The sequence below is a fragment of the Streptomyces sp. AgN23 genome, from assembly GCF_001598115.1.
GTDB lineage: Bacteria > Actinomycetota > Actinomycetes > Streptomycetales > Streptomycetaceae > Streptomyces > Streptomyces antimycoticus.
The window spans coordinates 5,629,308-5,653,957 of sequence record NZ_CP007153.1; the positions used below are offsets into that span (position 1 = coordinate 5,629,308).

The following is a 24,650-nucleotide window of genomic DNA, read 5'->3' on the forward strand; positions in this document are numbered from 1 at the left end:
GTGTCGTCAGTCCGCGCAGGGGCGGCCGTTCAGGGTGAACGACCCGGGCGGCCGGTTGCCGTCGTTCCAGGTGCCGAGGAAGCCCACGGAGAGGGAGCCGCCCGCCTTGACCCGCTTGTTGTAGTCGGCGGCGGTAGCGGTCACCTTCGCGCCGGCTTGAGTGAACTCCCCGTCCCACATCTGGGTCACCCGCTGGGAGTCGCGGAAGGTCCAGGTGACCCGCCAGTCGTCGAGGGGCTTGCGGGAGGTGAGGGTGACGGCGGCCTTGAAGCCCTCGGGCCATTCGGTGACCAGCTGGAAGCGGGCCGTGCAGTCGGCGTATGCGCCGGGCGTCCGGCCGGAGGGCGGCCTTCCGCCGTGGCCGGAAGCGGAGCCGGAGTCGCCCTTGGAGGGCGAGGGGGACGCGGAGGGCGAGTGACCGGGCTTCCTCGTCGAGCCCTTGCCGGGGTCGTGGCCGGAGCCTTCGCCCGTCGAGGGGCTCGGGGAGGCGGTGCCGCCGGGGTTGTGCGGTGAGGAGGTGGCGGGGGCCAGGCTGCCGTAGGTCTCGTCCGGGCCCATGGACCCGCCGCTGCGGTCGTCGGAGTCCGTGGCGGTTCTGGTCATCGCGACCAGTGCGGCGAGGGCGACGACGGCTATCACCGCCAGGATGACCGTCGTACGGGCTCTGCGTAACCGGCGGCGGGAGGCGCGGCTCCGGCCGACCCGATGCCCGCCGGCGCGGGAACCACCCGCACCATCGGCCCGGCCCGCTCCGGCTCTGCCGTCGGCTCCGGCTCTGCCGCCCGCGTCACCGGCCCGTCTGCCACCGGCCCGTCTGCTCCGTCGCCCCCCGATCGCGTCCAGGACCCGGTCGCGCAGCCGCTCCCACAGCGGTGTGCGGACCGCGTGTGCGGTGGGCGCGGCGGCACGGGCGCTGGGCGCGGTGCCCGGGGCCCGCTGGGCGAGCGCGCGGCGCCGCGCGAGATAGGGGTGCGCGCCCCAGCCGATGACCCCGCTCGTCAGCGCGCCGGGCAACCCCTCGCCGTCCACATACATGCAGGTGGCGGCGTCACGGCAGGACCGGCAACGGGCGAGGTGCTGCCACAGGTCGGCGGGTGAGGGGGAGTCGGGCGCCCGGGTGGCGGCGTCCAGCAGCTTGGCGTAGCTGCGGCACTCCTCGTCGGTGAGGGTCTCCACATGGGCGCGCTGACACCGTTCACGGAAGGCCGCGCGGACCCGGGTGATCTCCTCGGTGGCGTACTCCGGGTCGTAGCCCAGCTGCCGGGCCACCGCCTCCGTGGACCGCGCCTCCACCTCGACCAGCCACAGCAGCTCCCCGTCCGCCTCCGGCAGATCCCGCAGGGCGCGCAGCGCGAGCGGCTGGTCGCGGGGCGGGGCGGCGAAGCGGGCGGCGAGGTCGGAGGTCAGCCATGTCCGCAGCTCGGGGTTGAGCCGGTCGCCGTGGCGGTGGGCGTGCCAGTCGGCGGCGGTCTTGCGTACGGAGGTCAGGAAGAGCGGCAGCCACGGGAGACGCTTGCCGAAGCCCCGGGTGCGGCGGTGGCGGGTCTCCCGAATACCCCGCCGGAACGCCTCGGTGGCGAGCCGCATCCCGTCTTCTGGAGTGGTCGTGCACAGTTCCGCGTAATCGGCGACCGCCACCCAATAGGCGCCCAGCAGCGCCGTCGCGGAGGCCGCGCCATCGACTTCCTCGGCGGGCGCTTCGGCGAGACCGTGCGCCGGGGAGCCGGCCCCGGGAGATTCCCTGGGCGATGAGTGGTCGGGCATGGAGGCAATTCCTCACTCACGAACAGCGGTGCCCCCGCCGGGGGCAACCCTCTCATAAACGGGCTGCGGGGTGGTCGGCCAACAGCACAGCCCTGCCACGGAGTTGGGGATTCCCCTTACGGGGCGGGCCGAGCCTTTCACGCCGGTGACCTGGCTGACAAGAGACGTAGAGCAGTCCCCGTTTAGGGATTTCGAGCCGCCTGACAAGCCGTGAGGTCGTGTCGAATTGAGGTGAATAGTAGTCACGTTCACTGCTCAATGCGACGCGAAGTTCCCCGCCGTAAAAGGTCCAGACCGCTCCGTTCGCCGTATGAACTCCTGTGCGTTTCCGATGACTTCCGGTGGGGCCCGCCCCCGGCCCCCGGTCCAGCGTCCTCTTGGCCTGACCGGCTGCGTGCCGAGGTCTGTGCGGTGTGACATTGCACTGTTACCGTTGAACGGACAAGTGGCCTGGTCCCCTCCCCGGGAAGGTTCCGCATGCCCGAGATTCCTGGTGTTTCCGCGCCCTGGCATGGCGTTCATGTCGCCACGGCGCTTCCGTTCCATGACGATGACGAGCTGTCGGTCGACTACGAGGGATACGCCGCCCATGTGCGGTTTCTCGCCGAGCACGGATGTGACGGGGTCTGCCCCAACGGGTCGTTGGGGGAGTATCAGACCCTGACGGACGAGGAGCGCGCGCGGGTGGTGCGGGTGGCTGTGGAGGCGGCGCCCGAGGGGTTCGGTGTGATGCCGGGGGTGGCGGCTTACGGGGCGCTGGAGAGCCGGCGGTGGGCGGAGCAGGCGCGGGAGGCCGGGGCGCGGGCGGTGCTGGCGCTGCCGCCGAACAGCTACCGCGCCGACCGGGAGGCCGTGGTCGGCCACTACCGCGAGGTGGCGCGGGCCGGGCTGCCGGTGGTGGCGTACAACAACCCCCATGACACCAAGGTCGACCTCACCCCGGAACTCCTGGCCGAGCTGCACGGCGAGGGTCTGATCGTCGCGGTCAAGGAGTTCAGCGGGGATGTGCGGCGGGCGTACGAGATCGCCGAGCGCTCCCCCGGGCTGGATCTGCTGGTCGGCGCCGATGACGTCCTGCTGGAGCTGGGGCTCGCCGGGGCCGTGGGGTGGATCGCCGGGTATCCGAACGCGATTCCCGAGTCCACCGTGGAGCTGTACCGGCTCGCCACCTCGGGCGTCGGCGCGGACCTGGAGAAGGCGCTGCCGCTGTACCGCGCGCTGCATCCGCTGCTGCGCTGGGACTCCAGGACCGAGTTCGTCCAGGCCATCAAGGCGTCCATGGACCTCGCCGGGCTGCGCGGCGGATTGTGCCGGCCGCCGCGCTCGCGGCTGAGCGGCGAGGTGGCGGCGCGCGTCGTCCGGGAGACCGAGACGGTGCTCGGGCTGGGGTACCGGTGACGGGCCTCTCGGCGAAGGGCCCGTCGGCGAAGGGTCCCTCGGCTGAAGGAACGCCGGTGAGGTCGCGGCGACCGGTGAGGGGGCGCTCGTGAGGTCGCGACGGGTCCTGCACACCGTGGAGTCCCACACCGAGGGCATGCCCACCCGGGTGGTCACCGGCGGGGTGGGGACGCTCCCGGGCGCGACCATGGCCGAGCGCCGCCGGTGGTTCATCGAGCACCAGGACGATCTGCGCACCCTGCTGATGTACGAACCGCGCGGCCACTCCGCGATGAGCGGGGCCATCCTGCAGCCGCCGACCCGGCCGGACGCGGACCACGGAGTGCTCTTCATCGAGGTGTCCGGCGTGCTGCCGATGTGCGGGCACGGCACCATCGGGGTGGCCACGGTGCTGGTCGAGACCGGGATGGTCGAGGTGCGCGAGCCGGTCACCACCATCCGCCTGGACACCCCGGCGGGCCTGGTGGTCGCGGACGTCGCCGTGCGCGACGGGGCCGCGACCTCGGTGACGATCCGGAACGTGCCCTCGTTCAGCCTGGCCACGGACCGTACGGTGCGGGTGCCCGGCTTCGGTGAGGTGCGCTACGACATCGCCTTCGGCGGCAACTTCTACGCCATCGTGGAGCTGGACGCCCTCGGGCTCCCCTTCGACCGGGCGGCGGGGCAGGAGCTGCTGACCGCCGGGTTGAAGATCATGGAGGCGGTGAACGCGCAGGAGCCGCCGCACCACCCCGAGCGGCCGGACATCACCGGCTGCCACCATGTCTATCTGAAGGCCCCGGGGTCGACGGCGCGCCACTCCCGCCATGCCATGGCCATCCACCCGGGCTGGTTCGACCGCTCCCCCTGCGGGACCGGCACCTCCGCGCGGATGGCGCAGCTCTACGCACGCGGGGAGCTGGGCCTCGGCGAGGAGTTCGTGAACGAGTCGTTCATCGGGACGCGGTTCATCGGGCGGCTGCTGGAGGAGACCGCGGTGGCGGGACTGCCCGCCGTCGTGCCCGCGATCACCGGGCGGGCGTGGGTCACCGGCACCGCGCAGTTCCATCTCGATCCCGACGATCCGTTTCCGGCCGGGTTTTTGATGTAGGGGACGTAAGGACGTAGGGGAGCGTGGCGATGGTGGGAGAGACATCCGATTCCCGTGGGCGCCCCTTCAGCACGACTCCGGGGACCACCGAGGAGCTGCCGAGCACCGCCGACCTGGTCGTCATCGGCGCCGGAGTGGTCGGTGCGGCCGCGGCCTGGTTCGCCGCCCTGGCCGGGCTGCGGGTCGTGGTGGTCGACCGGGGCGCCGTCGCGGGCGGCACCTCGGGCGCGGGTGAGGGAAACGTCCTGGTCTCGGACAAGGAGCCGGGCCCGGAGCTGGAACTCGCCCAGTACTCGCGGCAGGTGTGGGGCGAGGACCTGGGCGCGTACGGCGGGCTGTGGGAGTTCGAGTCGAAGGGCGGGCTGGTGGTGGCCTCCACCCCCACCGCCCTGGACGCGCTGCGGACGCTGGCCGAGCGGCAGCGGGCCCTCGGGGTCGAGGTACAGCAGGTGCCCGGCGCGGAACTCCACGCCCTCGAACCGCGGCTGACCCGCGAGGCCGCCGGGGGCGCGCTGTATCCGCAGGACGCCCAGGTGCAGCCGATGCTGGCGGCGGCGCATCTGCTGAGGCTCGCGCGGCGGCGCGGAGCGGTGGTGCGGACGCGCACGGAGGTGGTGGGGTTCCTGCGGCCGGGTGGCGGGCGGCCGGGCGACGGGCATGCGGGCTCCCCGGTCACCGGCGTACGGACCCCCCACGGCACCATCAGCGCCCCCGCCGTCCTGAACGCGGCGGGCACCTGGGCCGGTGCCGTGGCGGGGCTCGCGGGCGTCGAGCTGCCGGTGCTGCCGCGCCGCGGCTTCGTCCTCGTCACCGAACCCCTGCCGCCCGCGACCGTACGGCACAAGGTCTACGCGGCCGACTACGTGGATGCCGTGGCCAGTTCGGACGCGGAGCTGCAGGCGTCGCCGGTCGTGGAGGGCACGGGCGGCGGCACGGTACTGATCGGCTCCACCCGGGAGCGGGTCGGCTTCGACCGGCGGCCGTCCCCCGCCGCCCTACGGGCGCTGGCCCGGGGCGCCATCGGGCTGTTCCCGGTGCTGGCGTCGGTGCGGGCGATGCGGGTGTACGCCGGCTTCCGGCCGTACTGCCCCGACCATCTGCCGGTCATCGGCCCCGACCCGCGCGCCCCCGGACTGTGGCACGCCTGCGGCCACGAGGGCGCGGGCATCGGCCTCGCGGCGGGGACGGGGAAGCTGATCGCGCAGGCTCTGACCGGGGAGGCGACGGAGCTGGACCTGGCGCCGTTCGCCCCCGAACGCTTCGCAGACGAAGGAGGGCGCGGATGAGTGAGCGCAGCACACGCGGTGGACCGCCGCCGTACCGGCTGACCTTCGACGGCGCGACGGTCACGGCGCTGCCCGGCCAGAGCGTGGGCGCGGCGCTGCTGGCCGCCGGGATCGTGGCCTGGCGGACGACGCGGCGGGAGGGCAGACCGCGCGGGCTGTTCTGCGGGATCGGGGTGTGCTTCGACTGCCTGATCACCGTGGACGGGCGGCCCGGGCAGCGGGCCTGTCTGGTTCCGGCACGGGACGGGATGCGGCTGTCCGCAGAGGGCGGCGACGGCGCTGGCGGTGGCGGCGGTGATGCCGGTGGCGGCGGTGATGGCGCCGGTGCCGCTGCCTGTGCCGGTGCGGGTGACGGTGCCTGTGCCGGTGCGGGTGACGGTGCCTGTGGCGGTGCGGGTGACCGAGGCAGTGACCGTGGCGGTGACATCGCCCGTGGCGGTGCGGGTGCCGCTGCCTGTGGCGTTGCGGGTGACGCTGCCCGTGACATCGCCCGGGGCGGTGGCGGTCGGGATGACGGCCACCGTCGCGGTGTCGATAGCCGTGTAGATGGCGAGGGCGAGGGCGAGGATGGTGGTGATGGCGATGTCGGCTGATCCGCCGATGTATGACGTGGCCGTCGTGGGCGCGGGACCCGCCGGGCTCTCCGCCGCCGTCGGCGCCGCCGAGGCGGGCCTGGACGTGGCCCTCATCGACGCGGGGCGCCTCCCCGGCGGCCAGTACTGGCGCCACGACGACGAACACCCGCCGCACCCCGGCCACCGCGACGGGCGGCTCTTCGCCCGCCTCCGCGCCCGGCTGCACCACCAGCGCCGCCTCGGCCGCCTCCACTACCTCCCCGGTCATCAGGTCTGGCTGATCGATCGACCCCGCCCGGACACCGGGCCGTTCACCGTGCGCCTGAACGGTCCGTACGAGACGGCCCCCGTCGAGCGGGACCGGGTGCGGGCCCGCGCCCTGGTGCTCTGCTGCGGCGCCCACGACCGCCAACTGCCGCTCCCCGGCTGGGATGTGCCCGGGGTGATGGCGGCCGGAGGCGTCCAAGCGCTGCTGAAGGGGCATCGGACGGCGGCGGGCCGCCGGGCGGTGGTCGCGGGCACGGGCCCGTTCCTGCTGCCGGTGGCGACGGGCCTGGCTCAGGCGGGCGTGCGCGTCCTCGCCGTATGTGAGGCCAACCCGGTGCACGGCTGGCTGCGCCACCTGGGCGGGGCGGCGCGGGTGCCCGCCAAGTCCGCCGAGGCGCTGCGGTACGCGGCGCTGATGGCCCGCCACCGCATCCCGTACCGGACACGGGCCGCGGTGACCGAGATCCTGGGCGAGGATCGGGTGCGTGGGGTGCGGCTCGACGGCGGCGAGGTGCTCGAGGCCGATCTGGTGGCGCTGGGCTGGGGGTTCACCCCCGCCCTCGAACTGCCCCTGATGGTCGGCGCCGACACCCGGCGCGACCTCGACGGCTCCCTCGTCGCCGTGGTCGACGCCCGTCAGCGCACCACCGTCCCGGACGTCCTGGCCGCGGGGGAGACCACGGGCGTGGGCGGCGCCGCGCTGGCCGTCGCCGAGGGACGGCTGGCCGCCCTGACCCTGGCGGCGGCCCACGGGCTGCCGGTCGATCCACGCGCCGCGCGACGGCTGCGCACCACGATCCGCCACGGCCGGGCCTTCGCCGCCGCCCTGCACCGCACCTACCCCGTGCCCGCCGGCTGGACCGGCCGGTTGACCGAACGCACGGTGGTCTGCCGCTGCGAGGAGGTCACCTACGGGGAGCTGTGCCGCGCCCGCGCCGAACTCGGCGCCGAGGACCCCCGCACCATGAAGCTCCTGGCCCGCCCGGGGATGGGCTGGTGCCAGGGCCGGATCTGCGGGTTCGCCGTCGCCGCCGTCACCGCGTCGCTGACCGGCCGCCCTGCCACGGCGGAGGATGTGCGGCAGCTCTCGGCACGGCCGTTCGCGGCCCCGGTGACGCTGGGGGAGCTGGCGGGGATGGCGGACGGGGACGAGGAGCCCGGAGCCGACGCGGACGACGAGCCCTGAGCGTACGTTCGTCAGCGCCGCGCAGATGCCAGCCTTCGTGCCCGAATCGTTGGACGGATACCACCCGACCGCCATGTACCGGCTCGCAGACGCGGCGCTACCATCGGCGGATGCATACGTACCGGATCGGTGAGGCCGCAGCTCTGATGGGGGTCAGCGCCGACACCCTGCGGCGCTGGGTCGACAGCGGACGGCTGACCGCCGAACGGGACGAGCAGGGGCGCCGGATCGTCCCGGGCCCGGCGCTCGCCGCGTTCGCCCGCGAGGTCGCCAGGAGCGCGGAGCGCGACAACCCCGGCTCCTCGGCCCGCAATCGCTTCTCGGGCATCGTCACCGAGGTGATCCTGGGCGATGTGTCCGCGCAGGTGGAGATCCAGGCCGGGCCGTTCCGCGTGGTGTCCATGATCAGCCGGGAGTCGGCGGAGGAGCTGAAGCTGGAGCCCGGCGTTCCGGCCGTCGCCGTCATCAAGTCGACCAACGTGGTCGTGGAAACCCCGTGAGCACGCGCGCCGAGGGCGGCAGTGGCACAGGCGGCAGCGGCAGCAGAGGCAGAGAGGGAGAGGCAGACTCCATGACGACCCGTTCCGTATCCGGATCCCGGCCCCGAGTCCGTTGGACCTACCGTGCGGTGGGCGGTTTCGCGCTCGCCGCCATAACACTCACCGCCTGCTCCTCCGGCGACTCCGACGACTCCTCCAAGGAGTCCGACTCCGGCTCGTCCTCGAAGAAGCCGTCCGGCACGGTGACCGTGTTCGCGGCGGCCTCGCTGAAGGAGAGCTTCACCGCCCTGGGCAAGACCTTCGAGAAGGAACACCCCGGCACCAAGGTCTCCTTCAACTTCGGCGGCAGCGACGCCCTCGCGGCCAGCATCACCTCCGGTGCGCCCGCCGATGTCTTCGCCGCCGCGAGCCCGAAGACCATGAAGACCGTCACCGACGCCAAGGACGCCGAGGGCGCCCCGGCCACCTTCGTCCGCAACCAGCTCGAGATCGCCACCCTCCCGGGCAACCCGAAGAAGATCGCGACGCTGAAGGACCTCACCCGCTCCGGGCTGAAGGTCGCGCTGTGCGCCGAGGAGGTGCCCTGCGGCTCGGCGGCCCAGAAGGCGCTGGACGCGTCCAAGCTGAAGCTCACCCCGGTCTCGTACGAGCAGGACGTCAAAGGCGCCCTGACCAAGGTGCGGCTCAAGGAGGTGGACGCCTCCGTCGTCTACAAGACCGATGTGAAGGCGGCGGGCGGCAAGGTCGCGGGCGTGGAGTTCCCCGAGTCCGAGCAGGCCATCAACGACTATCCGATCGCCCTGCTGAAGAACGCCCCCAACGCCGAGGCGGCCACCGTGTTCATCGACCTGGTGAAGTCCGCGCAGGGCCAGAAGGTGCTCGGCGAGGCCGGCTTCCTCAAGCCGTGACGGAGCAGAAGGCGGGGCCGGTGCCGGACGCCGTGACCGGCGCGGCGGAGGTTCTGGACGGCGGCTCGCGGCGACGGTCCGGCACCCCCCGCTTCCGGGCGGGGGTCCCGCTGCCGCTGCTGCTGCCCGCCCTCGGCGGCTTGGTCTTCCTGGTGCTTCCGCTGGTGGCGCTGCTGGTCCGCGCGCCGTGGCGGAGCCTGCCCGACCAGCTGACCAGCGTCGCGGTGTGGCAGGCGCTGCGGCTTTCGCTGATCACCGCGACCGCCGCCACCGCCGTGGCGCTGGTGCTGGGCGTGCCACTGGCCTGGCTGCTGGCCCGCACCCGCTTCCCCGGCCGCCGGCTGGTACGCGCCCTGGTGACCCTGCCGCTGGTGCTGCCGCCGGTGGTGGGCGGTGTGGCGCTGCTGCTCGCGCTGGGCCGTAACGGGATCGTCGGCCGCTGGCTGGACTCGGCGTTTGGCATCACACTGCCGTTCACCACGGCGGGGGTGGTGATCGCGGAGGCGTTCGTGGCGATGCCGTTCCTCGTGATCAGCGTCGAGGGCACGCTGCGGGCCGCCGATCCGCGTTACGAGGAGGCCGCCACGACCCTCGGCGCCTCGCGCTTCACCGCCTTCCGGCGCGTCACCCTGCCGATGGTCGCGCCCGGCGTGGCCGCGGGCGCGGTGCTGGCCTGGGCGCGGGCGCTGGGGGAGTTCGGCGCCACGATCACCTTCGCGGGCAACTTCCCCGGCCGGACGCAGACGATGCCGCTGTCGGTCTATCTCGCGCTGCAGAGCGACCCGGCCGCCGCCATCGCGCTCAGCCTCGTCCTGCTCGCCGTCTCCATCGCGGTCCTGGCCGGACTGCGCGACCGCTGGATGGCCACCTCATGACCACAGTCACGTCTCCCGCCGAGAACGCCGGGCGGCGCACCGACGGCCTCGACGCCCGCCTCGTCGTGGACCGCGGCACCTTCCGCCTCGACCTGCGGCTGTCCGCCGCGCCCGGCGAGGTGGTCGCCCTGCTCGGGCCCAACGGCGCGGGCAAGACCACCGCCCTGCGCGCCCTGGCCGGACTCACCCCGCTCACCACGGGGGCGCTGCGGCTCGACGGCCGGACCCTGGAGGAGCCGGAGCGCCGGCTGCGGACCCCGCCCGAACACCGCCCGGTCGGCGTCGTCTTTCAGGACTATCTGCTCTTCCCCCATCTCACCGCCCTCGACAACGTGGCCTTCGGCCCGCGCTGCCACGGCGTGCCGAAGGCGGAGGCCCGCGCCCAGGCGGCCGACTGGCTGGACCGGATGGGCCTGACCGACCGCGCGGGCGCCAAGCCCCGCGCCCTGTCCGGCGGTCAGGCCCAGCGAGTCGCCCTCGCCCGCGCCCTCGCCACCCGCCCCCGGCTGCTCCTGCTGGACGAGCCGCTCGCCGCGCTGGACGCCCGCACCCGCCTCGACGTGCGCGCCGGGCTCCGCCGCCATCTGGCCGAGTTCGAGGCGGTGGCCGTCCTGGTCACCCATGACCCGCTGGACGCGATGGTGCTCGCCGACCGGCTCGTGGTCGTGGAGGACGGCCGTACCGTCCAGGAGGGCGCCCCGTCGGACATCTCCCGCCGTCCCCGTACCGACTACATCGCCAGCCTCGTCGGCCTCAACCTCTACCAGGGCCGCGCCGACGGCCACACCGTACGGCTCGACGGCGGCGCCACCATCACCACCACCGAGGACCTCACCGGCCCGGTCTTCGTCGCCTTCCCACCCGCCGCGGTCACCCTCCACCGCGACCGCCCCGACTCCAGCGCACGCAACCTGTGGCGGCTGGAGGTCGCCGGTATGGAGTCGCACGGCGACCAGATCCGCGTCGACCTCACCGGCGAACTCCCCCTGCTGGCCGACCTCACCACACCCGCCGTGGCCGAACTCGCCCTCCACCCGGGCCGCACCGTCTGGGCCACCCTCAAGGCGACCCAGACCCACGCGTATCCGGCCTGAGCCGGGCCCCGGCCGGACGGGCCGTCGGGCCTTGCGCACCTGCGGCGTGACGCTTAGCCAGGCGTTAGCGGTGCGGCAGCCTTGCGATAGCGGCCCCGAGCAGAGTGGTTGTCGTACCGAGGAGACAACGACACCGACCGCCCCGGGGGGACCCGAAATGAGCTCCAACACCACTGTCCGTACCGCTCGTCGCCGCACCGTCCGCATCGCCGCCGCGGCCCTGACCGCAGCCGCCGCCCTGACCCTGACCGCCTGCAACGGCTCGGACGCCAACGCCTCGAAGCCGGCGGCCGGCGCCGAGTCCAACGGCGGGGGCTCCTCCGCCGGAGCGCAGGGCTCCGGTGGCAAGGCGGACCCCGCTGCCAAGGTCGACACCGATGCGGGCGCCGCGGGCAAGCAGTCGAGCGGCGCGCCCGCCGCAGGCGGTGACCGGGCGGGCTCGGGCGTCGAGCGCTGCCACACCTCCGGCCTGGAGGCGTCGTTCGCCACGGGTGAGGACGCGGCCCCGGACCCGAACGCGGGCGGTTCGACGACCACCAGCATCGTGCTGACCAACGCCGGCGACCGCACCTGCAAGATCGGCGGCTTCGCGGGCGTGGACCTCACGTCCGAGAACGGCGGTCAGGTCTGGTCGCTGGCCCGCTCGTCGGCCAAGTACGGCTCGATCACCCTGGGCCCCGGGGACAGCACCGACTTCACGATCAACCTCGGCATGACCGATGAGAGCGAGGAGGGCTCCTACAAGCCCGCCTTCGCCGTCGTCACTCCGCCGAACGAGACCGCCTCGCTGAAGCTGGAGTGGCCGTGGGGCGCGCTCGTCGACCAGCGAGCCGCCACCCACCCGGCCACCTTCGTCAACCCCATCGGCTGACCACGTCGGCGCTGCCTGGAATTGAGCCAAGACCATCTCCGAGCGGGAAGTCCGCTGCCCCGGTGTGCCACACCCCGGCAGCGGACTTTCCGCTTCACGCCTCGCGGCAGAGCGGTCGGCACACCCACAGCTCGACCTCCTGGGGCCTGCTGCCGCAGGTCCACTCCACCGTGCCGAGCAACTGATCGGCGTACAACCGCCGCCCGCACAGGGCACAGTGCCAGCCCTCCAGCTGCGGCCCGGTCAGCGTGTCGGGATCCGGCAACTCGACGCGGTGCGCTGCCGCGAGCGACTGCTGGGCGGCTGGACGGCCGTCGGTCACCGGTCGTCCCCCTCCGCGACCCCGAGTTCGGCGACGACCGCCCGAACCAGCGCCTCACGCAGCCGGTTGGCGTCCGTGAGGTATCGCCCCGGCCCGACCGGTACGCGCCAGTGCAGATACGGCCCGCTGGTGCGGTCGATGGGAGGAACGCCGATGTACGACGTCTCGACGCGGCCCGTACCAAGCGTCTGAACCTGCCGGATACGCCGCCAGTACTGCGCGGCTCCTGGGCGGATGAGCCAGTACATGAGGTTGTAATCGGCGATGACGGCACCGGTCGCCCCGCCGAGTAAGGCCAGGGCCCGCCCGCCGAGCGCCTCCGGCGCCCGTACGACGTCCCAGTGCGGGCCGACCCGCACCATCTCTACGTCGGTACTGCTCGGAGGTGCCCATGGAGGGGACTTGAGAGAGTCAGCTGACATTCGGTTCGCCTTGGTCGCGGTGGTCTTCACAGACGACGTCAGGCCGTACGCGATCCCGCCGGGGAAGAATGATGGGTCGGGCGGCGTACGGCTGTCCCATCCGCCTGGTCGGTGTGGACAGGGAGACTGTTCTCCGCTGGAAGGGCCGTAAGTGACCCGGCGAGGGTCAGTGCGGGTCACTCACCCGCGTGACACCACTCCGCGAATTTGCTCAAGCTCTCGGCATCTCCACGCCGCAGGCGGCGGAGAGTCGCGGCGTCCTCTCGCACCCATGGGTGATCACGGGTGTGCTGTGGAGCGATGTGCCGCGCGGCCTTCAGCGACTCGAACGCATCGCGGGTCAGCCCCGACCACAGTTGCGCACGGGCCACCTCGATGTAGAACCCGCTGCGGCGCTCGGCAGGAAGGTCCCGCGGCGGGGCCCAATCGTTGGCCACGTCGAGGGCGCGACGCACATGGTCACCACCGAGGCTGACCGCGACGGATACTTCGTGGACGCGGACGCTGTTCGGCCCGAACGCTGTGCCTTGATAGACGTTCTCGGGCACGGCATCCGCCAGGCGCCGAGCCTCCGCGAGGTGCTTGTCCGCGGCTGTCACGAGACCGGCGCGCCCCGCAATGACAGCGGCGCGCATGTGCAAGGCGCCTCGGGCAGCCATGGCCGCCTCCTCGTCACTGGTGGGTACGCGGTCCAACGCGGCCTCCAGCGCGCGTAGTCCAGGGGTGAACGCGCGTGCGGCGAAGAAGGTCTCGGTGCGGACGTATGCGACGGTGGCGTCCAGCAGCGGGTCGTCAGTGCACGGCGCCGCCCAGCGCATCAGATCGACCAGACGGGCAGACAGATCCCGGGCACCGTACTTGTACGCCAGAGCGTCAGCGGTTCGAACCGCACCGATGAGCAGGCTCGCTGTCTCGGGCTTCGCTTCTCCCGAAGCGAGGTGGAAAGCACGAATCAGCTCGCTGATGAGCGAGGGTAAGTGGCGTGCGATCCGGACGTACTGGGAGGCCAGGCGCCAGGTCACCGCCTCGTCCACGGCTGTGCTCAGCTCGCTGAGGTGCCGCACCGGCCCGTCGTCGGGCACGTCGTACGCCGCGATGACGGCCGACAGGGATGGCATCGCTGCGTGAACGCGGGCGTCCGTCCGGTCCCGGCTTCCCCACAAGACCGATGGGTCGACACCGAGAGCTGCCGCGAGGGCCTCCACCACGTTGTCGCCGGCGCCCCGGGCGTTGCGTTCGATCTTTCGCAGGGTGCCGACGTGCACACCGGCGGCGTCCGCCAGCTCTTGTTGCGTCATGCGAGCGACGCGGCGCTGATAGGCCACACGCTTGCCGAGATCGCTGGGCATACCGGTGCTCCGTTCGGTGCGTCCACTCCGAACGGTAGCGAGCGGCCTTGCGACAGCGGGGCTGCTCGCCTCAACTGGCGGCGCATCGTACGAGATCGTGCAGCGAGTCGATCTGCCAGTCGGCACCAGCCGCCTCAGCAGTGCCGGACCACAGATGGCCCCACGGCCCACGGCGCAGATGCGCGACGCGCAGTCCCGCCGCCTTTGCCGGGCGGATGTCGTTCGCGGGGTGGTCCCCCACGTACACCGTCTTGTCGGGCGGGGTGCCTGCGAGGTCCAGTACGCGGGCGAAGAAGCGGGGGTCGGGCTTGGCCACGCCCCACTCTCCCGACGTGGCGATCTCGTCAACCGGGAGGTCCAGCTCCCGTAGCAACTGGCCGACGTGCGCGGCCTGGTTGCCCGCGATGACGACGCGGAGCCCCTTCTCACGGAGAGCCGCGAGGGCGGGACGCACATCCGGGTACAGATCGGCTTCGCTCAGTTCTTCACCCACCCCAGCGGCCTCCATCGCGGCTCGCTCGGCCGCGATGTCGATGTCGGGCCGGATGAGTCGCAGGGCATCGGCGTTGTCGTGGCCCTGAGCGACGACCGCGCCGACGAGTGCGGACACGGTATGGCGGGGGACGTTCAGCCAGTCCGCCCACCTGGACCATCCGCGGTCATCCCTGATCAAGGTCTCGCCGACGTCGAAGACCACTGCACGCATCATGCGGGCAGCGTAGGCGGCCGGCTCGGGCCGATGCCCGTCCGGCCTGAAGTGGCCCCGGCTGGGGAAGGCTGGGGGGCATGAGGCGGGGGGAGCACGGAGTGGGTGGGCGGTTTGCGCGGCGGTCCGCGTGGCGTCGGTACATCGTCGCGTCCGTGGTGAGCGGTGTGGCGGTCGCGGTGGCGGTCACGCATGTGCTGGCGCCGGACCTGAAGATAGACAACGTCACCGTGGCGCTCCTGGTCGTGGCGGTCGTGCCCTGGTTGCGCGATCTGCTCAACAGCATCGAACTGCCGGGCGGGGTGCGCCTGGAGTTCAAGGAGGCCGTCGAGCAGCGCATCGAGGCCGCCGAGCGCATCGCCGACGCCGCCCTTGTCGGAAGCGGCGACGACGGACCGGAGACCGACGACCCCACGGCGCTGGCGGACGTGCGTCGACTGGCCGCCGAATACCTCGAGGTCCGCCGGTCGATGGCCAGTGGCTCCGCCCGTACGCAGCGCATGAACGGCATCTTCGCGCGGCTGGTGCGCACCACCCAGCGGCTCGCGGACCCCGACCTCGACGGCTGGCTCACCTCCCCGGACGGCGGATTGCGGCTGGCGGCGTACGCGCGGCTGTACGCGGTGCCGGTACCCGACGCGCTGACCCTCCTCGCCGACGCCGTCGTCAGGGAGCCGCTCGCCTTCAACCAGTACTGGGGCATCCACGCGCTCGACAAGGTCGTGGACGCCGTCGGGGTCGAGGACGTGCCACCGGGGGTCGTCCGCCGCCTGGAGGACTGCCGACCGCGTGGCAGCGACCGGGTGGCCCTCCTGCGACGTCTGATCACCAAGCTCCACGGCCTCCGATAGCGACGGCCCCTCCGGGTACCCCCGAAAAAACGCTTGATCTGAAGCAACTACTTTGTCAAACGATTTCGAGAGGGGTACCTCCCCCTCCCGGCTGTCCGGCACCAATCCCGGCCCCCCACCAGCTCAGCCGCCACCGGCGCCCACCCCCACCGACCCGGCGCCCGCCAGCGGCGCCGCGCCCCCCACCCCCGCCGCCGCTGCTCAATTGCGCCGAAGGCGCGAAACGGCGCCGCACCCAACCACGCCGACCAGCCCGAACATCCCAACGACCCCACAACCCCAACGACCCCACAACCCCAACGACCCCACAACCCCAACGACTCCACCCCAACGACCCCACAACCCCGACTACCCCGACGACCCCCACCGGGTCCGTCGTACCAGCGGCGGACCCCCTCGCCCCCTCCCTACTGCGTTCTCAGTAGCGCGAACTGTCGGCAGGCGCACGACGACACGACCGCCCCCTCCCGGAGAGCCTGGGCGGACAGTCGGCACCAGATGTGGAGACCTCCTGCCGTGGCTACTTTCCTTTACCGAGTGGGCCGTCTGGCCTTCCGGCGACGCTGGTACGTCGCCCTGGTCTGGGGGGCCGTCCTGGCCGCCGTCGGGCTGGGCGCCCTCAAGGCTCCGGGAGCCTCCGACGACGGGTTCTCCATGCCGGGCATCGAGTCCCAGAAGGCGTTCGACCTGATGGAACAGCGCTTCCCCGGAGCCACCGCCGACGGCGCGACCGCCCGGGTCGTCTTCGTCGCGCCGGGCGGTGAGAAGGTCACCGCCACCGAGAACAAGCGGGCCGTCGAGAAGGCCGTGGCCGACCTGGCCGACGGCCCGCAGGTCGCCAGCGCTGTCGACCCGTTCCAGGCGAAGGCCGTCAGCGAGGACAGCACGACGGCGTACGCGACCGTCACCTACAAGGTCGCCGCCGACGACCTCACCGACGCCGACCGGACGCGGCTGGAGCGGGCCATCCACACGGCCCAGGACTCCGGGCTCACCGTCGAGGCCGGCGGAAGCGCGATGGCCGACGGTGGCGGGGCGGGCGGTGCGGCCGAGGTGATCGGTGTCGTGATAGCCGCCGTCGTGCTGCTGGCCACCTTCGGTTCGCTGGTCGCCGCTGGGCTGCCGTTGCTGACCGCTCTCATCGGCGTGGGCGTGAGCACGGCCACCATCCTGACCCTGTCCCAGGCGCTGGGTCTGTCCACGACGACCGGCACCCTGGCGATGATGCTGGGCCTCGCGGTGGGCATCGACTACGCCCTGTTCGTCGTCTCCCGCTACCGCGAGGAGCGCGCCAAGGGCCGTGCGCCACAGGAGGCGGTCGGTCTGGCGGTCGGCACGGCCGGTTCCGCCGTCGTGTTCGCCGGGCTCACCGTAGTCATCGCGCTGGCCGGACTCGCGGTGGTCGGCATCCCGATGCTCACCAAGATGGGCCTGGCCGCGGCGGGCGCGGTCGTCGTCGCTGTATTGATCGCGCTGACGCTGGTCCCGGCGCTCCTGGGCTTCTGGCCGAACGCTGTGCTCCGGCGGCGCGCCCGCAAGAGCGGACGGATCGAGGAAGAGGGCACCCGGAACAACGGGGGCAGCCGCTGGGCGCGGTTCGTCCTGCGGCGTCCGCTGCCCGTGCTGCTGCTCGGCGTGGTGGGCCTCGGAGCCCTCGCGGTGCCGATGACGGCCCTGCAGCTCGGCATGCCCGGGGACGAGGCCAAGTCGACCTCCACCACCGAGCGCCGGGCCTACGACGCGCTCGCCGAGGCTTTCGGACCGGGCTTCAACGGGCCGCTGACCGTCGTCGTGGACGCGAAAGCCAACGCAGACGCGAAGGGCGCGGCCAACGCGAAGGGCACCGCCGCAACCGTCGCGAAGGAACTCCGCGGCACCGAAGGCGTCATCTCCGTCTCCCCGCCCCGCTTCAACGAGGCCCGTGACACGGCCGTCCTCCAGGTCGTGCCGTCCACGGCGCCGACCGATGAGGAGACCAAGGACCTGGTCACGACCATTCGGGGCGAGCGGCCCGGAGTCGAGTCCGAGACCGGGGCGACCTTCGAGGTCACGGGCACCACCGCGCTGAACATCGACATCTCCGACAAGGTGCAGGCCGCGCTGATCCCTTACCTGGTCGTCGTCGTGGGTCTCGCGATCGTGCTCCTGCTGGTGGTCTTCCGGTCCCTGCTCGTCCCGCTGAAGGCGGCCCTCGGCTTCCTGCTGTCGGTGCTGGCCTCCCTCGGCGTGGTCGTCCTCGTCTTCCAGCAGGGCCATGGCGCCGGACTCCTGGGCGTGGAACAGACCGGCCCGATCATGAGCCTGATGCCGATCTTCCTGGTGGGCATCGTCTTCGGCCTGGCCATGGACTACGAGGTGTTCCTCGTCTCGCGGATGCGGGAGGCGTACGTCCACGGCGAGGGACCCGGCCAGGCGATCACATCCGGCTTCCGGCACAGCGCTCGCGTGGTGGTGGCCGCCGCGCTGATCATGATCGCGGTGTTCGCCGGGTTCGTCGGCGAGAGCGACTCCATGATCAAGATGATCGGGTTCGGACTCGCCTTCGCCGTCCTGTTCGACGCCTTCGTCGTACGGATGGCGATCGTTCCCGCCGTGCTCGCCCTGCTCGGCGACCGGGCCTGGTGGCTGCCGAAGTGGCTGGACCGGCTGCTGCCCAACGTCGACGTGGAGGGCGAGGCCCTCAGCCGCCGAGGGGAAGCGGACGGGGGAGCGGGCCAGGGAACAGACCAGGAAGCAGGCTCGGAGGCGGACGCGGATCCGGCCGGGACGCCCGGCCGCGAAGTGGCCCGCACCTGAGACGACTGCCCTGCCGACCCCACCGACCGGGGCCACCCGCGGCGAACGCCATGGGCGGTCCCGGCAGCCGTTCGCGCGGGGAGCGGGGAAACGGTCACGATGGCCCGAGAGCAACGACCGGAGAGCCCGATGAGTACCAGCCTTGAGCGTTACACGGATCGTTTCGAGCAGTACGCCGACCGCTACCCCCGCGTCGTCGACGTGGTGCTCGTCCTGGCACTGATGGGCGGTGCGACCCTCGGCAGCAATCTCAGCCTGCCCGGCGCCGACCCACCCGGCCAGGACAGGACCGCCATCGTCCTCATGGGCGTGTCCTGCCTCGCCCTCTTGAAGTACCGCACCCACCCGCGCACCGCCGTCGTCGTGACCGCGGTCTGCACCGTGATCGCGATCTCGCGGGGGTATCTGCTCACCCCCCTGCTGATGGGCCCCGTCATGGCGGCGCTCTACTGGCTGGCCACGCTCACCGACCGCAAGACCACACGCGTCTTCGGCGTCACCACCATGGCGGCGCTGATGGCTGCGGCGGTATTCGCCGACTCCATGGACAGCCACTCCCTGCTGGTCAGGATGATCGGTCCCTTCTTCTGGCTGCTGCTGCCGCTCGCCGCCGGCAACATGACCCGGCTGCGGCGCGCCTACCTGGCATCGGTGCAGGCCCGCGCCGAACACGCCGAGCGCACCCGGGAGGAGGAGGCCCGGCTGCGCGTCACGGAAGAGCGCATGCGCATCGCCCGCGAGCTGCACGACGTCGTTGCCCACCACCTGGCCCTGGCCAACGCGCAGGCGGGTACGGCCGCCCACCTCGCGCTCACCAGCCCGCAGCAGACGAAGAAGATCCTCACCGACCTCACCGGCACCACCTCCTCCGCACTGCGCGAGCTGAAGGCCACGCTGGGACTGCTGCGCCAGAACGACGACCCGGCCTCCGCATCGCTGGAGCCGTCCCCCGGCCTGGCCCGTCTGCCCGAACTGGTCTCGGCGTGTGCGTCGGCGGGGCTCACCGTCACGGTCACCACCACAGGGGAGCCGCGCCCGCTCTCCCCCGGAGTGGACCTGACCGCGTTCCGGATCGTGCAGGAGGCGCTCACCAACGTCACCAAGCACGCCGCCGCGGACGCCGCACACGTACGCATCGCCTACGCCGGATCCCGTTTGCTGATCACGGTCAGCAACGACGGTCCGGACACCACAGGCACCATGGGCCACACCGATGCCGCTGAGACCGGGCCGAGCCGGGGCTTCGGCGTCATGGGCATGCGCGAACGCGCCCACACCATCGGCGGCGAACTCCGCGCGGGCCCCCGCCCGGAGGGCGGCTTCGAGGTCACCACCGCGCTGCCGCTCCAGCCCTCGGCACCCGAGACGGCACCCCAGTCGGCACCCGAGACGGCACCCCAAGCGGCACCCCAGTCGGCACCCGAGGCGGCACCCGAGGCGGCTCCCCAGGCGCCCGTAGCCGCCGCAGATGTTCCAGCAGGAGGAGAAGAGTCATGACCATCAGGGTGCTGCTCGCCGACGACCAGGCCCTGCTGCGGGCCACCTTCCGGATCCTGATCGACTCCTGCGAGGACATGACGGTGGTCGGCGAGGCATCGGACGGCGCGGAGGCGCTGGAACTGACCCGCGCCCACCATCCCGACATCGTCCTCATGGACATCCGGATGCCGGGCACGGACGGTCTCGCCGCCACCTCCGCGATCTGCGCCGACCCCGAGCTGGCCGCCACCCGCGTCCTCATCCTGACGACGTTCGAGACCGAGGACTATGTCGCCCAGGCGCTGCGCGCCGGTGCCAGCGGCTTCCTCGGCAAGGACGTCACCGCCGACACCCTGCTGGCCGGTCTGCGCACGGTGGCCTCCGGCGAGGCGCTGCTGTCACCCGCCGCGACCCGCACCCTCATCACGAACTTCCTCATGTCCCCCGCCCTCGACGCCCACCTCGCGCCCCCGGAGCGCCTGTCGGAGCTCACCGGCCGCGAGCGCGAGGTGATGGGCCTGGCCGCCGAGGGCAGGTCCAACACCGAGATCGCCGAGATCCTCACGCTCAGCCCGCTGACCGTGCGCACCCACATCCACCGCGCGATGATGAAGCTCGGCGCCCGCGACCGTGCCCAACTGGTCGTCATCGCCTACCAGACGGGCCTGGTGCAGGCTGCTCCGCCCGCACCGTGACCGCCGAGGCCAGGGTCACGGTGTCACGCGTCGGGGATTCGCGCCGCTCCTCACCCGCTCCGCGGGATCCGGACGGCCTGCCCGCTGACGCGCGCCCGGGGCTCGTCGGGCGTGACATCGAGCAGGAGATCACTGGGTCGGCCCATGTCCTCGCCCTGGCGGATACGGACCCGGGTCGGGCCGTCGACCAGGCCGAGTGCCCGCAGATAGCCGCCGAAGGCGGCGGCCGCGGCGCCGGTGGCCGGGTCCTCGACCACCCCGCCGACCGGGAACGGATCGCGGGCGTGGAAGACGAAGCCGTTCGTGGCCTCGCCCGCCGAGCCACCCCCCGCCTCGCGCCACACCAGATGCACTGTCGTCCAGCCGCGCCGCCGCATCACCGCCTCCAGCGCTTCGTAGTCGTAGTCGAGACCCGCCAGCCGCTCGCGGGTGGCGGCGGCGAGGACGAGGTGGTCGTTGCCCGCGAAGGCGACATGCGGGGGCAGGGCCGGGTCCAGGTCCTCCGCGGACCAGCGCAGCGCCAGTGTCGGTTCGACCTCCGCGCCCGGGTCGGCCGGGCGCGACCGCGTGGGAACGCTGGTGAGCGTGGCGCGGGACGGGCCGTCGCCATCGGCCGTGGTCTCGACGCGGATCTCGCCCGAGGCGGTGTCGAAGATCAGCTCACCGGGGCCGTCGCGGTCGGCGAGGGCGACGGCCGTGGCGATGGTGGCGTGCCCGCAGAAGGCGACCTCGGCGAGCGGGCTGAAGTACCGCAGCCGGTAGCGGCGCGCGGCCTCGTCCCGCTCGGTGATGAACGCGGTCTCCGAGTAGCCGACCCGTGCGGCGACGGCGGTCATGGCCGCGTCGTCGTCCGCGAGGGCCGCGGCGTCGAGGACCACACCGGCGGGATTGCCGCCGTCGGGGTGGGTGGTGAAGGCGGAGTAGTGCAGAACGTCGATGTCTGTCGTGGGTGCCGTCATGCCGTCCACGGTTCCACCGCGACCGGTATCGCGTCCAACGATTCCTTTTGCTGGAGACGATCGAGAAACCCGATGGTGCCAGGTGGGGGCTGCCTATCCTGACCGTCGTGGACACACGACTCCTGAGGACGTTCGCGGCGCTGGCGAGAACCGGCAGCTTCACCGCGACCGCCGCCGATCTCCATCTCGCCCAGTCCACCGTCACCGTCCAGATACGCACCCTGGAACGGGAGCTGGGCACCCGCCTCTTCGACCGGTTGCCGTCAGGCGCCCTGCCGACCAGCGCCGGCCGCCGGCTGCTGAAGGAGGCCGAGGAGGTCCTGGACGCCGAGGCCCGGTTGCGCGCGGTGGCGGCGGCCGGAAACGGTGACGGCGCGGACGGCACGGTGGAGGGCCCCGTCGCGCTCGGCGCGGGCGAGTCCCTGTGCGCCTCGCACCTCCCCCGCGTGATCGCCTCGCTGCGCCGCACCCACCCCGGTATCGATCTCCACCTCCACCCCGCGGGCACCGCGGCGGGCGTCGAGGGACTGCGTACGGGACGGCTCGACCTCGCCCTCCTCCTCGAACAGGACGTGACCGAGGCCGACTTGGTCGCCCGCCCCATCGCCCGCGAACCCCTCGTCTACCTCGCCGCCCCCGGCCACCCGCTGGCCGGACGCGACGCGGACTGGGACGAACTGGCCGCGCAGAGCTTCTTCGTCCACGAACAGGGCTGCTCCTACAGCGACCACCTCGTCCGCACCCTGCTCACCCTCCCCGGTCCGCCACCCCGCCTCACCCGCTTCGGCAGCATCGAGGCGGCCCGCTCCTGCGTCGCCGCCGGGCTCGGCCTGACGCTGCTGCCCCGCGCCACGGTGGAACGCCAGCTCGCCGACGGCCGGCTCGCCGAAGTCCACGGCCCAGCCATCCCCCCGGTCCCGGTCCACCTCACCCGCCACCGCCGCCGCTGGACCAGCCCGGCGGCGCGGGCGGTGGCGGACGAGCTGACGCGGCTGCTTCCGGCGTGAGCCGGGGGCGCTGCGGGTCAGACGAGCGTGACGCCGTCGTGGGCGCGGACCGCCGGTGGGGCGGTGGCGTCGAGGGCGTCCAGGATGCGCACGGCGTACGCCTCGTCGGCGAGGTCGGGGACCTCGGCGCGGGTGGCCCAGCGCCAGGCGCGGGTGCGGGGGCCCGTGGCGGGGATGCCGTCGAGGGCCTCGCAGCGGAAGACCAGGGAGACGGTGAGGTCGTTCATGTCCTTGTAGACCCCGATGAGCGCGGCCGGGAGCGCGATCTTGACGCCCGTCTCGTCGAGGATCTCGCGCTGCAGGGCGTCGGGGATGGTGGCGTCGGGCTCGAGCGCACCGCCCGGCGGCTCCCAGGTGCTGCCGTCGCGCCGTTTGATCAGCAGCGCTCGGCCGCGCTCGTCCACGATGACTCCGGCGACGCTGACGCGGTGCGGGCGGTCAGGGGTCACGTTCCTCGGCCCTCTCGGCTGGCTGGGTTTCTCACGGTAGCAACGGCCGGACGGGGCCGGGGCCATGACCGGAGAGCCGGGCCCCGCCACTCATCCACCGAACCGGCCTGACCGGCCGCACGAGCCGTGCAAGCCGCACGGGCCGCACGAGCCGTGCAAGCCGCACGGGCCGCACGAGCCGTGCAAGCCGCACGGGCCGCACGAGCCGTGCAAGCCGCACGGGCCGCACGAGCCGCACGGGCGGCACGGGCCGCACGGGCTCTACAGGCTTGCCGGGTCTAACGAACCTCGACCGCGCCGTCGTCCGCCCCGCTCGGTCGCTTCGGCTCGTCCTTCGGACCCGGCGTGCCCATGTTGCGCCGCACCGCGTCCAGGATGGTCAGCCCTTGGCCGACCAGGCCCGCCGCGATCTCGCCCAGCCCATCGGCCCCGTTGAGGACATTGACGTTCGCCCCGGACAGCCCGGAGGCGGCCTCCTTGACGATCTGCGGGAGCTGGTCGATCAGCATGCGGTCGAGCGCCACCCGGCCGTGCGAGGCCGCCGCCTCGGCCTGGATCTTCATCCGCTCCGCCTCGGCCAGCGCCACCACCCGGATCCGCTCGGCCTCCGCCTCCGCCGGTTTCACGATCTCGGCCACGAGCTGCTGCTGCCGCAGATCGGCCGCCCGCTGGGCCAACTCGGTCCGCGCGGCCAGCACTTCCCGCTGGGCGTGCGCCTCCGCCAGCGGCCCCGCCTGGGCGGCCTCGGCCTGGGCGCGGTCCACCTCGGCGCTGTACCGCGCCTGGACCACCGCCGTCTGCCGTGCGTACTCGGCCTGGTTGCGCGCCGCCTCCTGCTCCGCCTCGGCCGATGCCTGGCTGGCCTGCGCCTGGGCGATCTGGGCCTGCCGCTGGATGGCGGCCTTGTGCGGGGCGGACATCGCGTCGATATAGCCGGTGTCGCCGTCGTCGATCGACTGGATCTGCAACGAGTCCACGATCAGACCGATCTTCGCCATCTCCGCCTTGGAGGTGTCCAGCACCTCGGTGGCCAGCTTCTGCCGCTCGGTGATGATCTCCTCGACCGTCATCGAGCCGATGATGGACCGCAGATGGCCCGCGAAGATCCGCCCCGTCAGCACCGCCATCTGCTCCTGGTCGGAGAGGAACCGCTGACCCGCGTTGACGATGGACTCGGTGTCATTGCCCACCTTGAACGCGATCACCGAGCGCACCGTCAGCGTGATGCCCTGTCGGCTGACGCACTTCTCCTCGACCTCAGCCTCACACATCGCCAGCGTCAGGAAACGGACCTTGCGGAAGACCGGAAGCACGAACTTGCCGTGCCCGGTCACCACGCGAAACGGCGCGCCCCCCTGCCCACGCCTGCCCCCCGAGATCAGCATCGCCTGGTCGGGTGCGGGCACGCGGTAACCGAACATCCTTCGTCTCCTCAGCCGGCGCCGCCGGCCATGCCGGACGACGCGTTCAATGGATCGGTCCACTCGATGACGTCGACCTGGCGGGAGCCACGGAAGTCGATCACGAGGACGGACGCGCCCGGGGGCAACGGGTCGGCAGACCAGGCGAGGAACGTCTCCGAACCGCCTCTGACCCGCACCAGGACCTCACCGGGACCACCGGCCCCCCGGGTGCCGAGTACCAGCACCCCGGTGCAACCGATCACAGGATCATCCGGTGTCATACGGCGGCCGCCCCCCAGTCGTTCCGCTGCTGAAACCCGACGTTAGACCGTTTTCCCGGCGCCGGATACGGTTGTGCGCGGCGAGGACCGGATGAACCGCCACCCGCGCGGATGGCC

General features: G+C 72.6%; 23 protein-coding genes and 1 pseudogene. 15 read left to right on the forward strand and 9 right to left on the reverse strand.

Annotated elements, in window-relative coordinates; all coding sequences use genetic code 11:
* Positions 1-6 precede the first annotated feature (6 nt).
* A complete protein-coding gene (locus AS97_RS24210) occupies positions 7-1,764 on the reverse strand; it encodes a cellulose-binding domain-containing protein (protein ID WP_210565634.1) in 1,758 nt (585 codons plus the stop codon).
* A gap of 477 nt (positions 1,765-2,241) precedes the next feature.
* On the opposite strand from AS97_RS24210, the gene AS97_RS24215 reads away from it, so the two are divergent.
* The 10 genes and pseudogenes from AS97_RS24215 (at position 2,242) to AS97_RS24260 (ending at position 11,814) form a co-directional block, all read left to right on the forward strand.
* The gene (locus AS97_RS24215) at positions 2,242-3,162 is read left to right on the forward strand and encodes a dihydrodipicolinate synthase family protein (RefSeq protein WP_210565635.1); all 921 of its coding nucleotides are present in this window, start codon (positions 2,242-2,244) and stop codon (positions 3,160-3,162) included.
* An 88-nt stretch (positions 3,163-3,250) separates the two neighbouring features.
* Positions 3,251-4,252: a proline racemase family protein gene (locus AS97_RS24220; RefSeq protein WP_086708164.1), complete on the forward strand. Its 1,002-nt coding sequence runs from the start codon at positions 3,251-3,253 to the stop codon at positions 4,250-4,252.
* A gap of 29 nt (positions 4,253-4,281) precedes the next feature.
* Entirely contained in the window at positions 4,282-5,538 is a 1,257-nt protein-coding gene (locus AS97_RS24225) for an FAD-binding oxidoreductase (protein WP_197049302.1), read from the forward strand.
* A pseudogene (locus AS97_RS47585) lies at positions 5,535-5,816 on the forward strand ((2Fe-2S)-binding protein); the annotation flags it as partial. The gene AS97_RS24225 and the pseudogene AS97_RS47585, both read left to right, overlap by 4 nt.
* Positions 5,817-6,114: 298 nt before the next feature.
* Positions 6,115-7,566: an FAD-dependent oxidoreductase gene (locus AS97_RS24235; RefSeq protein WP_079059928.1), complete on the forward strand. Its 1,452-nt coding sequence runs from the start codon at positions 6,115-6,117 to the stop codon at positions 7,564-7,566.
* 110 nt (positions 7,567-7,676) lie between these two features.
* Positions 7,677-8,066, forward strand: a complete 390-nt coding sequence (locus AS97_RS24240) for a helix-turn-helix transcriptional regulator (protein ID WP_174887398.1) — start codon at positions 7,677-7,679, stop codon at positions 8,064-8,066.
* Positions 8,067-8,137: 71 nt separating this feature from the next.
* Complete coding sequence (modA, locus tag AS97_RS24245; protein WP_210565637.1) at positions 8,138-8,974, forward strand: molybdate ABC transporter substrate-binding protein; 837 nt, start codon at positions 8,138-8,140, stop codon at positions 8,972-8,974.
* A 53-nt stretch (positions 8,975-9,027) separates the two neighbouring features.
* On the forward strand, positions 9,028-9,849 hold the full coding sequence (locus AS97_RS24250; protein ID WP_247204825.1) for an ABC transporter permease: 822 nt from the start codon (positions 9,028-9,030) through the stop codon (positions 9,847-9,849).
* Complete coding sequence (locus AS97_RS24255; RefSeq protein ID WP_210565638.1) at positions 9,846-10,943, forward strand: ABC transporter ATP-binding protein; 1,098 nt, start codon at positions 9,846-9,848, stop codon at positions 10,941-10,943. The genes AS97_RS24250 and AS97_RS24255 overlap by 4 nt, the downstream gene beginning before the upstream one ends.
* 157 nt (positions 10,944-11,100) lie before the next feature.
* Positions 11,101-11,814 carry a DUF4232 domain-containing protein gene (locus AS97_RS24260; protein WP_125756762.1) on the forward strand — a complete coding sequence of 238 codons (714 nt, stop codon included), beginning with the start codon at positions 11,101-11,103 and terminating at the stop codon, positions 11,812-11,814.
* Positions 11,815-11,908: 94 nt separating this feature from the next.
* On the opposite strand, the gene AS97_RS24265 is transcribed toward AS97_RS24260, so the two are convergent.
* From AS97_RS24265 to AS97_RS24280, 4 genes are all read right to left on the reverse strand, one after another.
* The gene (locus AS97_RS24265) at positions 11,909-12,136 is read right to left on the reverse strand and encodes a hypothetical protein (RefSeq protein WP_086708177.1); all 228 of its coding nucleotides are present in this window, start codon (positions 12,134-12,136) and stop codon (positions 11,909-11,911) included.
* Complete coding sequence (locus tag AS97_RS24270; protein WP_086708179.1) at positions 12,133-12,498, reverse strand: hypothetical protein; 366 nt, start codon at positions 12,496-12,498, stop codon at positions 12,133-12,135. Before AS97_RS24270 ends, AS97_RS24265 begins: the two co-directional genes overlap by 4 nt.
* Positions 12,499-12,734: 236 nt before the next feature.
* A complete protein-coding gene (locus AS97_RS24275) occupies positions 12,735-13,907 on the reverse strand; it encodes a helix-turn-helix transcriptional regulator (protein ID WP_210565639.1) in 1,173 nt (390 codons plus the stop codon).
* A 70-nt stretch (positions 13,908-13,977) separates the two neighbouring features.
* Positions 13,978-14,616 (reverse strand): HAD family hydrolase, encoded by a 639-nt coding sequence (locus tag AS97_RS24280; RefSeq protein ID WP_210565640.1) that lies wholly within the window; start codon positions 14,614-14,616, stop codon positions 13,978-13,980.
* 152 nt (positions 14,617-14,768) lie between these two features.
* Between AS97_RS24280 and AS97_RS24285 the strand changes: the two genes are divergently transcribed.
* From AS97_RS24285 to AS97_RS24300, 4 genes are all read left to right on the forward strand, one after another.
* Positions 14,769-15,464 (forward strand): hypothetical protein, encoded by a 696-nt coding sequence (locus AS97_RS24285; protein WP_210565641.1) that lies wholly within the window; start codon positions 14,769-14,771, stop codon positions 15,462-15,464.
* Positions 15,465-15,980: 516 nt separating this feature from the next.
* Positions 15,981-18,260, forward strand: coding sequence for an MMPL family transporter (locus tag AS97_RS24290; RefSeq protein ID WP_210565642.1), 2,280 nt, complete (start codon positions 15,981-15,983; stop codon positions 18,258-18,260).
* Positions 18,261-18,389: 129 nt separating this feature from the next.
* On the forward strand, positions 18,390-19,757 hold the full coding sequence (locus AS97_RS24295; RefSeq protein ID WP_210565643.1) for a sensor histidine kinase: 1,368 nt from the start codon (positions 18,390-18,392) through the stop codon (positions 19,755-19,757).
* Positions 19,754-20,434 carry a response regulator transcription factor gene (locus AS97_RS24300; protein ID WP_210565644.1) on the forward strand — a complete coding sequence of 227 codons (681 nt, stop codon included), beginning with the start codon at positions 19,754-19,756 and terminating at the stop codon, positions 20,432-20,434. Before AS97_RS24295 ends, AS97_RS24300 begins: the two co-directional genes overlap by 4 nt.
* A gap of 50 nt (positions 20,435-20,484) precedes the next feature.
* Here the strand turns inward: AS97_RS24300 and AS97_RS24305 are convergent, their stop codons facing one another.
* Positions 20,485-21,393: a PhzF family phenazine biosynthesis isomerase gene (locus AS97_RS24305; RefSeq protein WP_210565645.1), complete on the reverse strand. Its 909-nt coding sequence runs from the start codon at positions 21,391-21,393 to the stop codon at positions 20,485-20,487.
* A gap of 107 nt (positions 21,394-21,500) precedes the next feature.
* On the opposite strand from AS97_RS24305, the gene AS97_RS24310 reads away from it, so the two are divergent.
* Entirely contained in the window at positions 21,501-22,400 is a 900-nt protein-coding gene (locus AS97_RS24310) for a LysR family transcriptional regulator (RefSeq protein WP_059146442.1), read from the forward strand.
* Between the two features lie 17 nt (positions 22,401-22,417).
* Here the strand turns inward: AS97_RS24310 and AS97_RS24315 are convergent, their stop codons facing one another.
* The 3 genes from AS97_RS24315 to AS97_RS24325 form a co-directional block, all read right to left on the reverse strand.
* Entirely contained in the window at positions 22,418-22,849 is a 432-nt protein-coding gene (locus AS97_RS24315; protein WP_210565646.1) for an NUDIX hydrolase, read from the reverse strand.
* A gap of 278 nt (positions 22,850-23,127) precedes the next feature.
* A complete protein-coding gene (locus tag AS97_RS24320) occupies positions 23,128-24,270 on the reverse strand; it encodes an SPFH domain-containing protein (protein WP_059146444.1) in 1,143 nt (380 codons plus the stop codon).
* 11 nt (positions 24,271-24,281) lie between these two features.
* Complete coding sequence (locus AS97_RS24325) at positions 24,282-24,533, reverse strand: hypothetical protein (RefSeq protein WP_059146445.1); 252 nt, start codon at positions 24,531-24,533, stop codon at positions 24,282-24,284.
* Positions 24,534-24,650 lie beyond the last annotated feature (117 nt).

What these genes read in the sequence shown, in the direction of transcription:
- AS97_RS24210 (WP_210565634.1), bottom strand. Translation starts at nt 1,764, where the DNA reads ATGCCCGACCACTCATCGCCCAGGGAATCTCCCGGGGCCGGCTCCCCG.
- AS97_RS24215 (WP_210565635.1), top strand. Translation starts at nt 2,242, where the DNA reads ATGCCCGAGATTCCTGGTGTTTCCGCGCCCTGGCATGGCGTTCATGTC.
- AS97_RS24225 (WP_197049302.1), top strand. Translation starts at nt 4,282, where the DNA reads ATGGTGGGAGAGACATCCGATTCCCGTGGGCGCCCCTTCAGCACGACT.
- AS97_RS24235 (WP_079059928.1), top strand. Translation starts at nt 6,115, where the DNA reads ATGGCGATGTCGGCTGATCCGCCGATGTATGACGTGGCCGTCGTGGGC.
- AS97_RS24240 (WP_174887398.1), top strand. Translation starts at nt 7,677, where the DNA reads ATGCATACGTACCGGATCGGTGAGGCCGCAGCTCTGATGGGGGTCAGC.
- modA (WP_210565637.1), top strand. Translation starts at nt 8,138, where the DNA reads ATGACGACCCGTTCCGTATCCGGATCCCGGCCCCGAGTCCGTTGGACC.
- AS97_RS24255 (WP_210565638.1), top strand. Translation starts at nt 9,846, where the DNA reads ATGACCACAGTCACGTCTCCCGCCGAGAACGCCGGGCGGCGCACCGAC.
- AS97_RS24260 (WP_125756762.1), top strand. Translation starts at nt 11,101, where the DNA reads ATGAGCTCCAACACCACTGTCCGTACCGCTCGTCGCCGCACCGTCCGC.
- AS97_RS24270 (WP_086708179.1), bottom strand. Translation starts at nt 12,498, where the DNA reads ATGGTGCGGGTCGGCCCGCACTGGGACGTCGTACGGGCGCCGGAGGCG.
- AS97_RS24275 (WP_210565639.1), bottom strand. Translation starts at nt 13,907, where the DNA reads ATGCCCAGCGATCTCGGCAAGCGTGTGGCCTATCAGCGCCGCGTCGCT.
- AS97_RS24280 (WP_210565640.1), bottom strand. Translation starts at nt 14,616, where the DNA reads ATGATGCGTGCAGTGGTCTTCGACGTCGGCGAGACCTTGATCAGGGAT.
- AS97_RS24295 (WP_210565643.1), top strand. Translation starts at nt 18,390, where the DNA reads ATGAGTACCAGCCTTGAGCGTTACACGGATCGTTTCGAGCAGTACGCC.
- AS97_RS24300 (WP_210565644.1), top strand. Translation starts at nt 19,754, where the DNA reads ATGACCATCAGGGTGCTGCTCGCCGACGACCAGGCCCTGCTGCGGGCC.
- AS97_RS24305 (WP_210565645.1), bottom strand. Translation starts at nt 21,393, where the DNA reads ATGACGGCACCCACGACAGACATCGACGTTCTGCACTACTCCGCCTTC.
- AS97_RS24320 (WP_059146444.1), bottom strand. Translation starts at nt 24,270, where the DNA reads ATGTTCGGTTACCGCGTGCCCGCACCCGACCAGGCGATGCTGATCTCG.
- AS97_RS24325 (WP_059146445.1), bottom strand. Translation starts at nt 24,533, where the DNA reads ATGACACCGGATGATCCTGTGATCGGTTGCACCGGGGTGCTGGTACTC.